Below are 16353 nucleotides of genomic sequence, written 5' to 3' on the forward strand. Positions count from 1 at the left end.
ACCCCCCACACACCCCCCACCCCGCGCCCGCCGTCCCGTCCGCCCTCGCACGGAAAGAGCCCTGAGCCGCATGACCTCCGACCGCGAGCTGCGCCGACAGCTCGACGTGCTCACCACCGAGGCGTTCCGCCCCGAGCTGGCCGAGATCGACAGGCTGCCGACCCTGGAGATCTGCGGTCTGATGAACGGCGAGGACGCCGGGATCCCCGCCGCGGTGGCCGCGAGCCTGCCGCAGCTCGCCGCCGCCATCGACGCCGTCGCCCTGCGCATGTCCGACGGCGGGCGCCTGGTGTACGCCGGGGCCGGTACCGCGGGGCGGCTCGGGGTGCTGGACGCGAGCGAGTGCCCGCCGACGTTCAACACCGCGCCCGGCCAGGTCGTCGGCCTGGTGGCCGGTGGCCTGGCCGCCTTCGCGACGCCGACCGAGGGCGCGGAGGACCGGCCCGAGCTGGCCGTCGCCGACCTGGACGGGCTGAAGCTCACGGCCGCGGACACCGTCGTCGGCGTCTCCGCCTCCGGCCGCACGCCGTACGCCCTCGGCGCCGTGGAACACGGCCGCGCCGTGGGAGCGCTGACGATCGGTCTGGCCTGCAACGCGGGCTCCCCGCTCGCCGTGGCGGCGGAGCACGGCATCGAGATCGTCACCGGGCCCGAACTCATCACCGGCTCCACCCGGTTGAAGGCGGGCACGGCGCAGAAGCTCGTGCTCAACATGATCTCGACGGTCACGATGATCCGGCTGGGCAAGACCTACGGGAACCTGATGGTCGACGTCAGGGCCTCGAACGCGAAGCTGCACGCCCGGTCCCGGCGCATCCTGGCTCTCGCGACGGGCGCCGACGACGAGGCCATCGAGGCCGCACTCGCCGCCACCTCCGGCGAGGTCAAGCCCGCCCTGCTCATGCTCCTGACCGGGGCCGACGCCGCGACGGCCGCCCGTCACCTGGCCGGCGCGCGGGGCCACCTCCGGCCCGCCGTCGACGCGGCCCGCCGCTGAGCCCCTCCGTCGGGCCATCAGCCGGTCCCGGTGCGCGGCTCGGTGGTGAGCAGACCGGCTCCTCCGCGCTCTCCGGCACCGGGCCTCGGCTCTGGCGGAGGCCCGGCTGCCCCTGGCGTCATGCCGACGGGTCGGGAAGCCACAGGTCGGGGCCGAAGACCTCGTAGCGGATCCGCTGTGCCGGAACACCGGAACGCAGCAGCCGCCCCCGGACATCGCGCATGAACGGCAGCGGCCCGCACAGGAACACCGTCGCATCGTCGGGCAGCTCGATGCCGTCGAGGTCCATCAGGCCCTCACGGGAGGCGGGTTCCTCACGGCTTGCCCTCTCGTACCAGAACACGGCCGTGGCCGCCGGCAGTCGGCGGGTCAGTTCGCTTGTCTCGGCGCGCAGCGCGTGGTCGGCCGGGGAGCGGTCGGCGTGTAGGACGAGGACCGGGCGGGTGGCGCCGATGCCGGCCAGATGGGCGAGGATGCCGCACATGGGGGTACCGCCGATGCCCGCCGAGACCAGGACCACGGGGGTGGAGGCGTCGGCGGGGTCATCGAGGAAGACGTCCCCGAAAGGGGCGGAGAGCGTCAGCTCGTCACCCTCGTGGACGTGGTCGTGCAGCAGGTTGGACACCTCGCCGTCCGGTGCCCCGGCAGTTCCCGTGACCCGCTTCACGGTGATGCGCCGGGCGGCGCCGCCTGGATCGGAGGACAGGCTGTACTGGCGCAGCTGGCGCACTCCGTCGGCCATCAGCACCCGCACGCTGACGTACTGGCCCGCCCGAGCCCGCGGCGCGGGGAGACCGTCGGCCGGCCGGAGTACGAAAGAGACCACGTCCGGTGTCTCGGCGTGGCGGTCGACCACCGTCCACGGCCGCCACACCTCGCCGGGTTCGACGCCGGCCTCCCGGTAGAGGCGGGCCTCACGGCTGATCAGGGCGTTGGCCATGAGCCAGTACACCTCGTCCCAGGCCGCGGCGACAGCCGGGGTGACGGCGTCGCCGAGTACCTCGGCCATGGCGCCGAACAGGTACTTGTGCACGATGGCGTACTGGTCGTCGGTGACCCCGACAGCGGCGTGCTTGTGGGCGATACGTTCCAGCAGCACATCCGGGCGGGTTTCCGGGTCGTCGAGCAGGGCCGCCGCGAACCCGGCGATCGAGCCGGCCAACGCGCGGCTCTGGGCACCGCTGGCCTGATTGCCGCGGTTGAACATCCCGTCGAGCAGTTCCGGCCTGTCGCGGAACATCTCGCGGTAGAAGACGGTCGTGATCTCGTCGAGCGCGCCGGATACGGCCGGCAGGGTGGTACGCACCACGGGGGCGGATTCCACGGACAGCATGAAGCCTCCCTGGCTGAGAGCGGGGGGTGGGTGCCGCAGCACGTCATGTCGGGCGGCGTCCCCTTGTGTAGCAGGCACGTCCGGCGTTTCGGCCCCGTTCCAGGGGCGCTGGGCGATGAGGGGACGAACGGCCCGGGTATCTGTGCCCCGACCGTCCCGGCCCGGGTGGCGTTCGGGGGACGCTCGGCGCCGCGAACGACCCGCGTCCGCCCCTGTCCGAACGGGGGTGCCGCGAGTTCGCCGCGACCGAGCGCGACCGCTCCCTCGGCGGCCGGTCGCGGTCCCGTCGCCGAGGGGGCGGCACCGGAGTGGGGCCGACCGGCCCTGGCCCTTCGGCCCTCGGTGGCGGAGCATCTCCGAGGGGGGACCGACCGGCCGCGCTTCCGTGGCCCGCGTCCGATGCCCCCGGAAGTGGCCAACGGAACAAGGAGCACTCGATGGCGGACGGCCAGCACCCCGGTCCCCACACCCCGGTCCGGGTCTTCCTGCTGGACGACCACGAGGTCGTACGGCGCGGCGTACACGACATGCTGGACGACGAACCCGACATCACCGTCGTGGGCGAGGCCGCCACGGTGGAACAGGCTCTGGCGCGGGTTCCCGCCCTGCGCCCGCACGTGGCCGTCCTGGACGTCCGACTGCCCGACGGCGACGGTGTGACGGTCTGCCGGGAGCTGCGCTCGCGGATGCCGGAGCTGGCCTGTCTGATGCTGACGTCGTTCGACGACGAGGAGGCGCTGCTGGATTCGGTCATGGCGGGGGCGGCCGGGTACGTCCTGAAGCAGATCCATGGTTCGGACCTGGTGTCGGCCGTCCGCACGATCGCCCGGGGGCAGTCCATGCTCGACCCCAGCGCGGCCGCCCGGCTGATGGCCCGGCTGCGCCAGGACCAGGAGCCCAATCCGGAACCGGAGGCGCTGCCGGGGCTTACGGACCGGGAGCGGGACATCCTGGATCTGATCGGTGAAGGGCTGACCAATCGCCAGATCGGTCAGCGGCTGTATCTGGCCGAGAAGACGGTCAAGAACCACATCTCCCGGCTGCTGGCGAAACTGGGGGTCGAACGCCGCGTCCAGGCCGCGGTGATCGCCACCCGGGCCCGGGACCGGCTCCGGCAGGAAGGCGCCTGAGCCACGCGGCCCGACCGTGCCGTGACCGGGCCCCGGGCTTGAGCGTTCGGTCCCCTGGTGGCCCTGCTGACCCCGGTCGACCAGGTCGGCTCGGTCACCGGCCTGGTCGGCGCCGCCGGAGGGCTGCGAGGGTTCCTTCCACCGCTGGTCATGGGTTCGCTGTACGGCGTGTACGGCACGTATGCGGCAAGCCTCGCCCTGCTGGCGCTCGTGGCCGCGGCCGCCCTGGCCCACACCTCACCTCGGTGCGCACCGCTCTCATCGTCATCCGACGGAACGGCGCCGTCCGCCACGGGCGGCTTCGCGCCCCGAGCCTCCGGTCGCCGCCCCCCTTCGGACCGAGCCGCTAACGTGACACGGGGCGGCACGACCGCCGGAAGGCGCGCGGGCATGGAGGATCAGCGGTGCGAAGCTCGGAGGGGACGGATGAGGAGGCCCGTGTACGGCTGCCCCAACTGCGGCTGGACGAACTGCTGGAGGAGTTGCAGGCCCGTCTGGACGCGGCACGCGGCACGCGGGACCGGGTGCACAGTCTGCTGGAGGCAGTGCTCTCCGTCGGGCGTGAGCTGAATCTGGAGGACGTGCTGCACAGCATCGTCGAAGCGGCGGCGGCCCTGGTGGACGCCGAGTACGCGGCGCTCGGGGTGATCGGCCCGGACGGCAAGCGCCTGTCGGCCTTCTACACGGTGGGCATCGACGAGGAACAGATCGAGCGCATAGGCCACTACCCCGAAGGACACGGCATCATCGGCGAGCTGATCCGCCGTCCCGAGCCGCTGCGCCTGCCGAAGCTCTCCGGGCACCCCGCCTCATACGGGTTTCCGCGGCACCATCCGCCGATGAACACCTTCCTCGGCGTGCCCATCCGGGTGCGCGACCACGTCTTCGGCAACCTGTACCTGACCGAGAAGCGGGACGGGCTCCAGTTCGACGAGGACGACGAGTCGGTGCTGGCCACCCTGGCCGTGGCGGCGGGTGTGGCCATCGACAACGCGCGGCTGTACGAGGAGTCACGGCTACGCGAACGCTGGCTCCAGGCGAACGCGGAGATCACACACACCCTGATGTCGGGCGCCGGGCAGCGCGACGTGCTGGCGCTGATCGCGGAGCGGGCGCGGGAGATCACGTCGGCCGCCCTCGGGGTGATCGCCGTGCCGGTGCCCGGCACCGACACGCTTGCCGTGGAGCTGGCGATCGGGCAGGGGGCCGAGACGCTCAGCGGCATGGTGCTGCCCGCACGGGGCAGCCTCGTCGGCCAGGTATTCGTCCAGGGCGCCCCCGTGAGCACACCGGACGTGTCCAGGGACGAGCGCGTAGCAGCCGGCTCGCCCGCCGGCCTGGAGGGCCTCGGCCCCGCGGTGGCCGCGCCCATCGGTTCAAGCGGGGGTGTGCGCGGCGTGGTCCTGCTGGCCAGCGAGGCGGGCCGGCACGAGTTCACCCAGCAGGAGACGGAGTCCCTCCAGGTCTTCGCCGCGCAGGCGGCCGTCGCCATGGAGCTGGCGGAGCGCCGCAAGGACGCCGAACAGATCGCGTTGCTGGAAGACCGCGACCGCATCGCCCGCGACCTGCACGACCTGGCGATCCAGCGGCTGTTCGCCACGGGGATGACGCTGCAGAGCGCCGGCCGCCTGATCGAGCACGAGGCGGCCTCCGCACGCGTGCTGCGGGCGGTGGGCGATCTCGACGAGACCATCAAGATCATCAGGTCGACGATCTTCGGCCTGCGCTCGCGGGGCGACGACATGGCGCCGGCCCTCCGGGCGCGGGTGGTGCGGGCGGTCGACGACGCGGCGCCTCTGCTGGGCTTCGCCCCCGGCGTCCGCATGGAGGGCCTGCTCGACACGCATGTCCCCCGGGCGACGGCCGACCACGTCATGGCCGTCCTGTCCGAGTCCCTGACCAACATCGCCCGCCACGCCCGCGCCGACCGAGCTGAGGTGGCGCTCGAGACCGACGGCAGGCTGGTCCGGCTCACCGTCACCGACAACGGCGCGGGCATCGCGCCCGGGGGCCGACGGAGCGGACTGCGCAACATGAAGGAACGCGCGCACCAGCTTGGTGGTGACATGCAGGACGGCAGCCGAGACGACGGGGGTACCCACCTCGTCTGGTGGGTACCCCTGGGGCAGTCCGGGCACGCGGAGCGAACGTGATCGCGGCGCGCCCCACCCCCGGAACCGGCACGTCGTCGGCGGCGGCCTGACTAGACGCTGACGGCCGGCTCCCGGACGACCGGCTCCTGGAGTTCGGTGACCCAGGTCGAGGGGTCGCCGTCGGCGGAGAGGTAGACCTCGCGGGGCGGGGCGGTCGTGCGGTAGCCGTTGGCCTCGATCCACCGGGCCAGGGCCTGCACGCTCGGCATGACGCCGTCCATCGAGCCGTGGTGCACGAGCGTGGCGGCGGACTCCAGCTCGGGCAGGGTGACGACGGTGAAGTCGTGGGCGTCGTCCGGCTCCACGGCCACCTGCACCCCGGCGTGCACGGTGACGGCACCGCCCTCCAGGGGCTCGTAGTAGGCCACCCCCGGACCGACGGGGGTGACCCCGGCGGCGGCGAGCCGCTGGAAGAGCTCGCGGTAGAGCGGCTGAATGACGGGGCTGATGTGGTCGGGTCCGAAGCCTTCGGCGGTGGCCGTCAGCTCCGCCACCCGGACGGCGGGCACCCGCTTGATCACGATGTCCTGGGACGACATGGTTCCCTCGCTCTCGATCGTCCGGAGCCTCGCCTCGACCTGCGTGAGCCGGGCCGCGTCCGCGGCCATGGCCGCCGCGAGCTCGGCGCGGCGCAGCCGCAGCATGCCGCGCAGCTCGCCCGGCTCGACCTCCTCGTCGAGCACCGCGCGGACCTGCTCCAGGGTGAAGCCGAGGTCCTTGAGCGCGATGATGCGGTTGAGGCGGGCCAGCTGGGCGGCGCCGTAGTAGCGGTAGCCGCTGTGCGGGTCGACGCGGGCGGGGCGCAGCAGCCCCACCGCGTCGTAGTGGCGCAGCATGCGTACCGACACGCTGCCGTGCTTGGCGAAGTCTCCGATGCTGAACATGTTGTCCTCAGCAGACGGCCTGACACCGTGTGAGGGTCAAGCGCCGGTGGCGGTGGCGGGTTCGGTGACGAGCAGCCCGGCGCGGCCGGTGCGGCGGGCCTCGGCCATGGCGGCGATGCGCCGGTAGCCGTCGGGCGGCATCAGGCGCTCCCAGGTGGCCCAGTCCTCGACGGCCCAGCGGTCGTGCTCGGCCGGGTCGAGTCGGATGCCGGCGATCTGGCGGTCGGTGAGGGTGCCGCCGTCGAAGCAGAAGCCGACCTTGGCCAGCGGCGCGTCCCGGGCCTCGGAGCGCACGTAGTGCATGAGCAGGAGCGGGCAGGGCCGGTCGACGCGCAGCCCGGTCTCCTCGTACGTCTCGCGGACGGCGGTCCTGAACGGGTCCTCCCCGGCGTCCATGTTGCCGCCGGGCAGCTGCCAGGGCCGGTCCCGGAAGACGGAGCGGAGCTGGACGACGCGGCCCCGCTCGTCGGTGAGGAAGACGCAGGCGTAGATGGTGGCCTTGGGGAGGGTGGCCAGGTAGTCGGCCTGCGGAAGCGGGAAGGGCGCTCCGGTGGCGGACTCGTCGCGTGTGGTCGTCATGGTCCCAGTCCTATATCGGGAACGGCCCGGCGCGCGCGCCGCTTCCCCATCCGTGCGATGGGGCGGACGCCCGCTGACGGCGGTGCGGGCGTTACGGGTTCGTTGTCGTGTCCACTGCGGTCCGTGTTCTCGATGATCTAGCGTTCGTGCAGTTCAGCACCGTGATCATCGAGGAAGACCGTATGACTGCCGCTCCGCCGCCCACCGACAACCCAGGCCACGAGGCCTCGCCGCCCGACGACGGGACGGCCTCGCCGCGGCGGCCCGGAGGCTGGCGGAACGGTCCCGCGTGGCGGGCCGGACGGTGGGTCGCCGGAGCGCTCGCGCTCGCCGCCCTCGGCACCGGATACGTCTGGCTGGACGGACAGGCCGGGCCTCCGGGCGACGGTGACGGCGCGTCGGCGCCGCTGGCCGCCGAGTCCGCGGCGCCCACGGCTGCCCCGAAGTACGGCTACCCGGAGCGTCCCACGCTGGACGACCCGTTCGCGGGCTCACCGGCGAAGCGATGGGCCGAGGGCGCCGAGGCGATCGTCCTGCCGGAGGCGGAGGCCGTCGGGAAGACGTCGAAGGAGACGGTCGCGTCGTCGCTGGTGCTGACCAAGGAGTTCCTCGTCGCCTCGCACCTCGACCGGGCGGTCCTCCGGGGCGGCCACCCCGAGGAGGCCCTCGCGCTGATCGACCCGCTGCAGGAGGACGTGCTCGACGGCATGCGCCGCGCTCTGGAGAACCCGACCGAGGAGGACAACCCCGTGTGGTGGTTCCCCCGGTTCGACCCGGAGAAGGTCGAGCTCGCCGGTGAGGTGATCAAGGTGCGCGGCCGGATGACCGTCGAGGAGGGGGACGACGGGTCCGCCGTGATCCGTGCCGACTACAGCTTCGTCTACCCGGTGACGAAGGCCGACCCCCCGCATGCCGTGGGCCGCTCGCTGGTCCGCCGGGTGCTGGAGGTGCACGTCGGCGAGCTGGACGAGTGGACCGGGACCGAGGGCAGACTGTGGATCCTGTACGACATCGCCGACATCACGAACACCAGGTGTGACGCCGCTCCCGGATACATCGAGCCGGAGTTCACCTGGTACGGCGAAGGCGACCAGGCCGAGCCGGGAGACGAGCTGACCGACCCCTACGACCGCCGCGGGGATCTCGAGGACCGGCCGGACGCGTGCGGGTTCGCCCGGCGCGTGTGACGCATCCGTGGACGACGGCGGCGGGCCTTCCCCGCCCGTCACGCGAACGGGCGGGGGGCGCCCCGCCGTGCGGGGTAGGCGGCGGGGTGGGCGGCGGCGCGCGGCGGGGCGGGCGGCGGTCCGGACCTATGGTGGTGGACCGCGCCAGAACCCGTGCTGTCGACGCTGATTCGGAGTGCACTGCTCGATGGGCCTGAACCCCGCACCCCCTCACGGTCGCCGCGGCGATGCCGCCCGGCTCGCGGCGGAGGTGGTGGAGCTGCTGGAGGTGGTGTGGGAGCGGGGCCGGGACGCGGTGTCGTCGTCACCGGTGTCCACCGCACAGCTGCGGGTGATGTACAGCCTGGACCGTGAGGAGGGCGTCAACCTGCGCACGCTGGGGACGCTGCTCGGGGCGGGTCCGTCGTCCGTGAGCCGGCTGTGCGACCGGCTGGAGGCGATCGGCTTCGTGGAGCGCTCGGTGAGCCAGGTGAGCCGACGGGAGCTGGAGCTGCGGCTGACGGGCGAGGGCAAGGCGTTCCTGCGCGATCTGCGGGTGCGCCGGGAGGAGGTGCTCTCGCGGGTGCTCGACGCGATGGCACCGGCGGCGCGCTCGGCGCTCGCGGAGGGGCTGCGCGGCTTCCGGGACGCGTTCGACGTGATCGACGCGTTCGGGGCCGTGGAGGCACCCGCGGCCCCCGCGCCGGGCGGGGCGGCGGGGAACGTCGGCGGGCGGGGCGTCTGAAGATGAGGGGCGGCCGGGATCGGGGCATGCTGGAACCGGGACGGTCGCGGGAAGCGGGGGTGTGGGGCGGGCGGGTACGGCACACTCCCGCGGACCGTCCGGGCCGTCCCCGTGACGGCCGGAGGCGGCTTCTCGGCGCCCGCGGCGATGTTTGCCGTCTTGCAACGGTTTACGATGAGTCCGACGGGCGAGGGCACGAGGGGAGGCGAAGAGCGGGATGTACAGCGACACGGACAGCATCAGCCTGACGGATGTCGCGCGGACCGAGGGCTGCGCGCTGGTGCGGGTCGCGGGCAAGCTCGACGTCTCCACCGAGCGGCAGCTCCAGGAGCACGCGGGGACGCTCGTCGACGCGGGCCACCACCACCTCGTGCTGGACCTGACGGCGCTCGGCTTCTGCGACTCGCGCGGGCTGAACTGCCTGCTGTCCCTCAACTGGCTGTGCCGCCGACTGGGCGGTCAGCTCCTGCTAGCGGCCGTCGGGAGCCGGGTGCTGCGCATGCTCACGCTGACCGGCACCCGCCACGTCTTCCACTGCTACCCCACGCCCGGCGCGGCGCTGGCGGCCGTCCCGTCGGAGCAGCGGCCGGTGTGGCCGCCCGCCGTCTGACCCCGGGCCCACGTCCGTCCCAGGCCCCGCCACCGGGCTCACGGAGCGACATACGCCCGGTAGTCCGGGCTGACCGACCGGTCCGGAAGCGGGTGCTCCGTCCAGGTCCGGGCGACGGACGGGGGCCGGCGGTCGCCGGCGACGAGCACGGCCACCGCGTGGCGGTCCGCCGCCTCGCGCAGTCCGGCGGGGGTGATGCTGCCGTCGTGCCCGGTGAGCTGGCGTGAGGCGCAGCCGGCCCGGTAGGCGACGCGGACGGCGTCGTGCCCCGAGACGACACAGGGCGGCCGGACGCCGAGACGGCGCAGCTCGGCGGCGACGCCGGCGATCTCCCGGGCGGCCCGCCCGCTGCGGTCCACGGCATCCCGCAGCACCCCGTACTGCACCGCCACGTGCCCCAGGAGCCCCACCACGACCAGCCCCGCGAGCAGTGGACGCCAGCGGGAGGGCCGGGTGCACAGCCGGACGAGGCACAGGGCGACGGGCAGGGCGAGCAGGGCGTAGGCGGGCAGCAGGAAGCGCGGGGCGGCGTAGTCGATGAGGAACAGGTAGGGCACGGCGACGGACAGCCCGGTGACGGTCGCGAGCAGCACGGGGGCCGACAGCCGCAGCCGTGCGGCGACGACGAGCCCGGCGATCAGCGGCAGCGGGAGCAGGAGGAACCAGAGGGCGGTCACCGGGTGCTCCCAGCCGATGGCGCACGGGCGGCACAGCGAACGGCCGGCGAGGGCGCGAACCTGGTCGTCGACGGCGAGGTTCCAGCCGAGCCCGCCCTGGATCTCCCCGGCCCGGTCCAGCCGGGCGAGGACGCCACCGTAGGAGAGGTGGGCCTCGACCAGCCACTGCGCCGCGCCGAGCACGGCGCCCGAGCCGAGCACGGCGACGGGCAGCGGGCGCCGCCAGCGCGGCACCACGAGCGCGGCGAGGACGAGCGGCAGGCCGAGCCAGGCGGCGTCCCCGGGACGGAGCAGGGCGACGCAGGCGATGCCGAGGCCGAGGCCGAGCAGGGCGCGGGGGTCGCGTCCCGGCTCGGCCTCGACGGCGCGCAGGAAGCAGCCGACGGTGGCCAGGGCCGCGAAGGCCACCCACAGGTTGGGCATGACCTGCGGGCCGTAGAAGAGGGTGATCCACAGCGAGGCGAACAGACCCCCGGCGAGGGCGAGCACCGGGGCGGGCAGGAGGATGCGCCAGACCCACAGGGCGAGGAACAGCGCGCCTCCGGCGAGGAGGGCCAGGTAGATCCGCAGCACCGTGACGGAGTCGGTCACCGCGGTGACGGGGGTGACGAGGTAGCTGATGCCGCGGGCCCGGGGCGCGCTGAAGAAAGCCCGGGTGGCGTCGGGGCCGCTCTGGCTGACGTAGACCGTCTCGTCCCAGCCGAGCCCGAGCCCCGGCACGACGAGGGCGAGCTGGACGGCGGTGAACGCGACGGCGACGAGGCCGAGCCACAGCGCGTGCCGTTCGGGCGCCGGGGCCTGGGCTCTCAGGGAGGCCAGGAAGTGGGCCTCCTGGCGGTCGGCCAGGGCGGGGGTGGATGTGCGCATGGGTGCCCTCACGCCTCGGGCGGGTGCGTTCCGTCCAGCGCACCCGGGTACGCCAACCCTCCGCGGAAGCGCCGGGCGCGGCCACACGGGTCCGCCGGACGGCGTACCCCGTGTCACCGCCCCCGGTGCACCTCACCGCGGCGCCCGGCCCGGACGCCGTGCGCCAGCAGGCGGTCGTCACGAACCGTGCAGACGACGCGGTGGTCACCGGCCCGCAGGCGCCGCTCCCCGCCATCCGAGCCGACCGGCGCCACGCAGCAGGTGTGGCCCGTGGGGATGGTGTACACCGTCCCCACGGGCCACACGATCGCTTCCCTCGGCCGGCCGGCCGTCTCAGCTCCGCGTGGCGGCGGACGCCTTCGCCGGAGCGGGCTGGTCCGCGGACCCGGAGCCGGGCTCGGGGGACCAGCACTCGACGCCGTGCAGGCCGGGGATCCGGTCGCGGGTGAAGACGGGGTCGAGCCCGGCCTGCCGCTGCTGCTGGTAGTCGCGCAGCAGCTTGAAGGCGACGGCGGACAGCGGCAGGATCGACAGCAGGTTGACCAGGGCCATCGCGCCCATGGTGATGTCGGCCAGGCTCCACACGATGCTGACCGAGCCCATGGCGCCGAGCACGGCGCAGCTCAGGACGACGACGCGGTAGCCGGTCATGACGGACCGGGAGCCGGTCATGAACTGGATGTTGGACTCGCCGTAGTAGTAGTTACCGATCATCGAGCTGAAGGCCAGCATGAAGACGATGAGGGTGAGGGCGTGCGCGCCCCAGTCGCCGAGGGTGGCGGCGAACGCGGACTGGGTGACGTCGGCCCCGCCGCGCTCGGCGAGGGACGGGTTGGCGCTCAGCACGACGAACGCGGTCATGGTGCAGACGACGAGGGTGTCGAAGTAGACGCCGAAGGTCTGCACGAGGCCCTGCTTGACGGGGTGCGAGGTCTCGGCGGAGGCGGCGGCGTTCGGAGCGGAGCCCATGCCGGCCTCGTTGGAGAACATGCCCCGGCGCACGCCCTGGAGGATCGCGGTGCCGATGGCGCCGCCGGCGGCCTCGCGGAGCCCGAAGGCGCCGCCGACGATGTCGCCCAGCATGCCGGGGATCTGGCCGGCGTTGAGGGCGACGATGACCGTGCCGAGGATCAGGTAGAGGACCGCCATCGCCGGGACGAGCGTGCTGGTGACCTTCGCCAGGCGCTTGACGCCGAAGAAGACGGCGAGGGCGAGCAGGCCGGCCAGGCCGAGGCCGAGCATCGGGGTGAACCAGCCGGACTCGACGCCGCCGAGCGAGCCCTCGACCGCGACGGCGATGGTGTTGGACTGCACGGCGGTCAGCACGAAGCCGAAGGTCAGGGTGACCAGGACGGCGAACAGGACGCCGAGCCAGCGCTTCCCGAGGGCGCGCTGCATGTAGTAGGCGGGGCCGCCGCGGTAGGTGCCGGGCTCCTTGCCGCGCGCCTTGTACAGCTGGGCGAGGACGGACTCGACGAACGCGGAGGCGGCGCCGACGAGGGCCATCATCCACATCCAGAAGACGGCGCCGGGCCCGCCGAGGGTGATGGCCGCGGCCACGCCGGCGACGTTGCCGGTGCCGATGCGGGCGGCGGCGGAGATGGTGAAGGCGCCGAAGGGGGTCACCCCGTCCGAGCGCTTGCCCTTGAAGACCCGCAGCATGTCCGGGACCAGGCGGAGCTGGGCACCCCGGGAGCGGAGGGTGAAGTAGAGGCCCGCGATCGCGATGAGCGGGACCAGCAGATACGTCCAGAAGACGTCGTTGACGTCGACGATGAGGGCGTCAAGCGAGCTCATGGGGGTGGTACGTCCCGTCCTCGTGAGTCGGGTGGAGCGGATGGTTCTGTTCCGACGGCGGCGGTACGGGTCGCGTACGTGGCCGTGCGGTTCACGGGAGGTTAACCAGCGTTCGCACGCACTGAACAGGGACGCCGGACGTGCTGATTCTCACAGGTATGACGTGGTATGCCCGATGCGGTCCGTCGCGCGGCAATCGCGGGCGGACGGGGGCGCGGTACGGCCACGAGGGCGGGCAAGCGGGCCGGGAGGAAGGGACAGGAAGAGGGACAGAGAAAGGGCGGCTCTCCCCGTGGAGGGGAGAGCCGCCCCGGGCCGGAGCGCTGGGCGCCCCGGCGGGAACCGCCGATCCGTCCGGATCAGAAGTCCATGCCGCCCATGCCACCGGTCGGGTCCGGCGCGCCACCGGCGGCGGCCTTCTCCGGCTTGTCGGCGATGACGGCCTCGGTGGTGAGGAACAGCGCGGCGATCGACGCGGCGTTCTGCAGCGCGGAACGGGTCACCTTGGCGGGGTCGATGATGCCCTCGGCGATCATGTCGACGTACTCGCCCGTGGCGGCGTTCAGGCCGTGGCCCACGGAGAGGTTGCGCACCTTCTCCACGATGACGCCGCCCTCGAGACCGGCGTTGACCGCGATCTGCTTGAGCGGGGCCTCCAGGGCCAGCTTGACGGCGGCGGCACCGGTGGCCTCGTCGCCCTCCAGCTCCAGCTTCTCGAAGACGCTGGAGGCCTGGAGCAGGGCCACGCCACCACCGGCGACGATGCCCTCCTCGACGGCGGCCTTGGCGTTGCGCACCGCGTCCTCGATGCGGTGCTTGCGCTCCTTGAGCTCCACCTCGGTGGCGGCGCCGGCCTTGATAACGGCCACGCCGCCGGCCAGCTTGGCGAGGCGCTCCTGGAGCTTCTCGCGGTCGTAGTCCGAGTCGGAGTTCTCGATCTCGGCGCGGATCTGGTTGACCCGGCCCTGGACCTGCTCGCTCTCGCCGGCACCGTCGACGATGGTGGTCTCGTCCTTGGTGACGACGACCTTGCGGGCGCGGCCGAGCAGCTCGAGACCGGCGTTCTCCAGCTTGAGGCCGACCTCCTCGGAGATGACCTGGCCACCGGTGAGGATGGCGATGTCGCCGAGCATGGCCTTGCGGCGGTCGCCGAAGCCCGGGGCCTTGACGGCGACGGACTTGAAGGTGCCGCGGATCTTGTTGACGATCAGCGTGGACAGGGCCTCGCCCTCGACGTCCTCGGCGATGATCAGCAGCGGCTTGCCCGACTGCATGACCTTCTCCAGGAGCGGCAGCAGCTCCTTGACGTTGCCGACCTTGGAGTTCGCGATCAGGATGTACGGGTCGTCGTAGACGGTCTCCATACGCTCCATGTCGGTCGCGAAGTACGCCGAGATGTAGCCCTTGTCGAAGCGCATACCCTCGGTGAGCTCCAGCTCCAGACCGAAGGTCTGGGACTCCTCGACGGTGATGACGCCTTCCTTGCCGACCTTGTCCATGGCCTCGGCGATCAGCTCGCCGATCTGGACGTCGGCGGCGGAGATGGAGGCGGTGGAGGCGATCTGCTCCTTCGTCTCCACGTCCTTGGCCTGCTCCAGCAGCGCGGCGGAGACGGCCTCGGTGGCGGCCTCGATACCGCGCTTCAGGGCCATCGGATTGGCACCGGCGGCCACGTTGCGCAGACCCTCGCGGACCAGCGCCTGGGCGAGGACGGTAGCGGTCGTCGTGCCGTCACCGGCGACGTCGTCCGTCTTCTTCGCGACCTCCTTGACGAGCTCGGCGCCGATCTTCTCGTAGGCGTCCTCGAGCTCGATCTCCTTGGCGATGGAGACACCGTCGTTGGTGATCGTGGGGGCGCCCCACTTCTTCTCCAGCACGACGTTGCGACCCTTGGGGCCAAGCGTGACCTTGACGGCGTCGGCGAGCTGGTTCATGCCGCGTTCGAGGCCGCGCCGCGCCTCCTCGTCGAACGCGATGATCTTGGCCATGTGAAGTGGTCCTCCCAGGACTGGGGTGGAGTGCTTCAGGACCGCGCTGGCGCCCGCGACGGACGGCCTGCACGACCTGGCGTTCCTTCCCGCCGGGCCGCGCGGACCTCACCGAACCGGTCCTACGTTGTCACTCTCATGTGCAGAGTGCTAAGCCCCATGATTAGCACTCGCCCCCTGTGAGTGCAAGCGCCCGGGCCCTGCCCCGGGCCGGATGTCCCGGCCTCCGCGACACCCGGGGCGACCGGGATCACGCGGCGGGACCGCCCACGGCGGAGCGCGGCGCACGCATGCGGAAAGCCCGAAGGGCCCGGCCATGGCCGGGCCCTTCGGGAGGTGGCGTGGACGGTCGTCGCTCAGGCGGTCAGGCGGACCATGTCCGCCTGCGGCCCCTTCTGACCCTGCGAGATCTCGAACTCGACCCGCTGCCCTTCCTCAAGGGTGCGGTAGCCGTCCATCTGGATCGCGCTGTAGTGGACGAACACGTCCGCACCACCGTCGACCGCGATGAAGCCGTAGCCCTTCTCCGCGTTGAACCACTTGACGGTGCCCTGAGCCATTCCTAACTCCCCTATTACTGGCCCTTTGCACGAGCCCGCACTCCGCGGACCCGGGTCAGAGTCCACCCCCTGGGTCGCGAGGGTGCTGTGCGCCGGAACGCGTCGACCGCCGCTGAATGTATCTGGACGAACGCCCTGTGCAACAGGTCAATCAGACGAGAAATCCACGGAGAACCGATCGCCCGATAGCGGCCATCCATCGATGAACCGGGACAGACCCGGCAGGACATAACAGGAGTCAACCGGACATAACTTTCTGCGCCACTTTCCGTGGCAGGCAGAACTTCCCGCATGAATCTCCGTCATGCGGGGTGCTGTCAGGGGGGTTTCGCATCTCACCCTACCGCTTCGCGGAAGCCGGAATGACCGCTTCCGCCTCTCTGGAGGGCCGCGAACACGCCGCGGCTCCGCCCCGGGGACGGGGCGGAGCCGCAACGAACTTACGCCGAGGGCGAAGTGACGGACCGTCAGTGCGTCCGTCGCAGGAACCGCCGACGCTCAGACCGCGCCGCCGGCCACGGCGGGGATGATGGAGACGCCCACACCGTCCGGGGTCGGCGTCGCGAGGCCCTCCGCGAAGCGGACGTCGTCGTCGTTGACGTACACGTTCACGAAACGGCGCAGCTTGCCCGTGTCGTCCAGCACCCGGGCGCTGATGCCGGCGTGGTTCTTCTCCAGGTCGGCCAGCACCTCCCCCAGGGTGGCGCCCTCGGCGGTGACCTCGGCCTGGCCGCCCGTGTAGGTGCGCAGGATGGTGGGAATGCGGACGTTGACGCTCATGGTGGGATCACTTTCGCGAGTCGTGGGTACCGGGTCCCGGGTACCCGAGTCGTAAGGGCGTGGGTCAGACGGGCCGCGGGACGCGGC

15 protein-coding genes are annotated in these 16353 nt (G+C 72.5%); 6 read left to right on the top strand and 9 right to left on the bottom strand.

Going from position 1 to position 16353, the window contains the following annotated elements:
• Positions 1-70: 70 nt before the first annotated feature.
• A complete protein-coding gene (gene murQ, locus O7609_RS09415) occupies positions 71-997 on the top strand; it encodes an N-acetylmuramic acid 6-phosphate etherase (RefSeq protein WP_269743400.1) in 927 nt (308 codons plus the stop codon).
• A 118-nt stretch (positions 998-1115) separates the two neighbouring features.
• Here the strand turns inward: murQ and O7609_RS09420 are convergent, their stop codons facing one another.
• Positions 1116-2330 (bottom strand): globin domain-containing protein, encoded by a 1215-nt coding sequence (locus O7609_RS09420; protein ID WP_269743401.1) that lies wholly within the window; start codon positions 2328-2330, stop codon positions 1116-1118.
• A gap of 437 nt (positions 2331-2767) precedes the next feature.
• On the opposite strand from O7609_RS09420, the gene O7609_RS09425 reads away from it, so the two are divergent.
• On the top strand, positions 2768-3460 hold the full coding sequence (locus O7609_RS09425) for a response regulator (protein WP_269734489.1): 693 nt from the start codon (positions 2768-2770) through the stop codon (positions 3458-3460).
• A 404-nt stretch (positions 3461-3864) separates the two neighbouring features.
• Positions 3865-5613 (top strand): GAF domain-containing sensor histidine kinase, encoded by a 1749-nt coding sequence (locus O7609_RS09430; RefSeq protein WP_269743402.1) that lies wholly within the window; start codon positions 3865-3867, stop codon positions 5611-5613.
• Between the two features lie 50 nt (positions 5614-5663).
• On the opposite strand, the gene O7609_RS09435 is transcribed toward O7609_RS09430, so the two are convergent.
• Together O7609_RS09435 and O7609_RS09440 are read right to left on the bottom strand one after the other, a co-directional pair.
• Positions 5664-6497, bottom strand: a complete 834-nt coding sequence (locus O7609_RS09435; protein ID WP_269734491.1) for a MerR family transcriptional regulator — start codon at positions 6495-6497, stop codon at positions 5664-5666.
• 36 nt (positions 6498-6533) lie between these two features.
• Positions 6534-7076 carry an NUDIX domain-containing protein gene (locus O7609_RS09440; RefSeq protein WP_269734492.1) on the bottom strand — a complete coding sequence of 181 codons (543 nt, stop codon included), beginning with the start codon at positions 7074-7076 and terminating at the stop codon, positions 6534-6536.
• Positions 7077-7258: 182 nt separating this feature from the next.
• On the opposite strand from O7609_RS09440, the gene O7609_RS09445 reads away from it, so the two are divergent.
• The 3 genes from O7609_RS09445 (at position 7259) to O7609_RS09455 (ending at position 9597) form a co-directional block, all read left to right on the top strand.
• Positions 7259-8263 (top strand): hypothetical protein, encoded by a 1005-nt coding sequence (locus tag O7609_RS09445; RefSeq protein ID WP_269734493.1) that lies wholly within the window; start codon positions 7259-7261, stop codon positions 8261-8263.
• Between the two features lie 187 nt (positions 8264-8450).
• On the top strand, positions 8451-8987 hold the full coding sequence (locus tag O7609_RS09450) for a MarR family winged helix-turn-helix transcriptional regulator (RefSeq protein ID WP_269734494.1): 537 nt from the start codon (positions 8451-8453) through the stop codon (positions 8985-8987).
• 217 nt (positions 8988-9204) lie between these two features.
• Positions 9205-9597, top strand: coding sequence for an STAS domain-containing protein (locus O7609_RS09455; protein WP_269734495.1), 393 nt, complete (start codon positions 9205-9207; stop codon positions 9595-9597).
• Positions 9598-9635: 38 nt separating this feature from the next.
• On the opposite strand, the gene O7609_RS09460 is transcribed toward O7609_RS09455, so the two are convergent.
• The 6 genes from O7609_RS09460 to O7609_RS09485 form a co-directional block, all read right to left on the bottom strand.
• Positions 9636-11141 carry a hypothetical protein gene (locus O7609_RS09460; protein ID WP_269743403.1) on the bottom strand — a complete coding sequence of 502 codons (1506 nt, stop codon included), beginning with the start codon at positions 11139-11141 and terminating at the stop codon, positions 9636-9638.
• 113 nt (positions 11142-11254) lie between these two features.
• On the bottom strand, positions 11255-11437 hold the full coding sequence (locus O7609_RS09465) for a type II toxin-antitoxin system RelE family toxin (RefSeq protein WP_269743404.1): 183 nt from the start codon (positions 11435-11437) through the stop codon (positions 11255-11257).
• 37 nt (positions 11438-11474) lie between these two features.
• Entirely contained in the window at positions 11475-12938 is a 1464-nt protein-coding gene (locus tag O7609_RS09470) for an alanine/glycine:cation symporter family protein (RefSeq protein ID WP_269743405.1), read from the bottom strand.
• A 359-nt stretch (positions 12939-13297) separates the two neighbouring features.
• The gene (groL, locus tag O7609_RS09475) at positions 13298-14926 is read right to left on the bottom strand and encodes a chaperonin GroEL (RefSeq protein WP_269743406.1); all 1629 of its coding nucleotides are present in this window, start codon (positions 14924-14926) and stop codon (positions 13298-13300) included.
• Positions 14927-15282: 356 nt separating this feature from the next.
• A complete protein-coding gene (locus O7609_RS09480; RefSeq protein WP_219092312.1) occupies positions 15283-15486 on the bottom strand; it encodes a cold-shock protein in 204 nt (67 codons plus the stop codon).
• A gap of 498 nt (positions 15487-15984) precedes the next feature.
• Positions 15985-16266 (bottom strand): MoaD/ThiS family protein, encoded by a 282-nt coding sequence (locus tag O7609_RS09485; RefSeq protein ID WP_219092313.1) that lies wholly within the window; start codon positions 16264-16266, stop codon positions 15985-15987.
• Positions 16267-16353 lie beyond the last annotated feature (87 nt).

The sequence above is a fragment of the Streptomyces sp. WMMC1477 genome (assembly GCF_027460245.1).
In the GTDB taxonomy this organism is placed as follows: Bacteria; Actinomycetota; Actinomycetes; order Streptomycetales; family Streptomycetaceae; genus Streptomyces.

Coding starts and splice junctions, on each gene's coding strand:
- murQ (WP_269743400.1), top strand. CDS start 71: ATGACCTCCGACCGCGAGCTGCGCCGACAGCTCGACGTGCTCACCACC.
- O7609_RS09420 (WP_269743401.1), bottom strand. CDS start 2,330: ATGCTGTCCGTGGAATCCGCCCCCGTGGTGCGTACCACCCTGCCGGCC.
- O7609_RS09425 (WP_269734489.1), top strand. CDS start 2,768: ATGGCGGACGGCCAGCACCCCGGTCCCCACACCCCGGTCCGGGTCTTC.
- O7609_RS09435 (WP_269734491.1), bottom strand. CDS start 6,497: ATGTTCAGCATCGGAGACTTCGCCAAGCACGGCAGCGTGTCGGTACGC.
- O7609_RS09440 (WP_269734492.1), bottom strand. CDS start 7,076: ATGACGACCACACGCGACGAGTCCGCCACCGGAGCGCCCTTCCCGCTT.
- O7609_RS09445 (WP_269734493.1), top strand. CDS start 7,259: ATGACTGCCGCTCCGCCGCCCACCGACAACCCAGGCCACGAGGCCTCG.
- O7609_RS09450 (WP_269734494.1), top strand. CDS start 8,451: ATGGGCCTGAACCCCGCACCCCCTCACGGTCGCCGCGGCGATGCCGCC.
- O7609_RS09455 (WP_269734495.1), top strand. CDS start 9,205: ATGTACAGCGACACGGACAGCATCAGCCTGACGGATGTCGCGCGGACC.
- O7609_RS09460 (WP_269743403.1), bottom strand. CDS start 11,141: ATGCGCACATCCACCCCCGCCCTGGCCGACCGCCAGGAGGCCCACTTC.
- O7609_RS09470 (WP_269743405.1), bottom strand. CDS start 12,938: ATGAGCTCGCTTGACGCCCTCATCGTCGACGTCAACGACGTCTTCTGG.
- groL (WP_269743406.1), bottom strand. CDS start 14,926: ATGGCCAAGATCATCGCGTTCGACGAGGAGGCGCGGCGCGGCCTCGAA.
- O7609_RS09480 (WP_219092312.1), bottom strand. CDS start 15,486: ATGGCTCAGGGCACCGTCAAGTGGTTCAACGCGGAGAAGGGCTACGGC.
- O7609_RS09485 (WP_219092313.1), bottom strand. CDS start 16,266: ATGAGCGTCAACGTCCGCATTCCCACCATCCTGCGCACCTACACGGGC.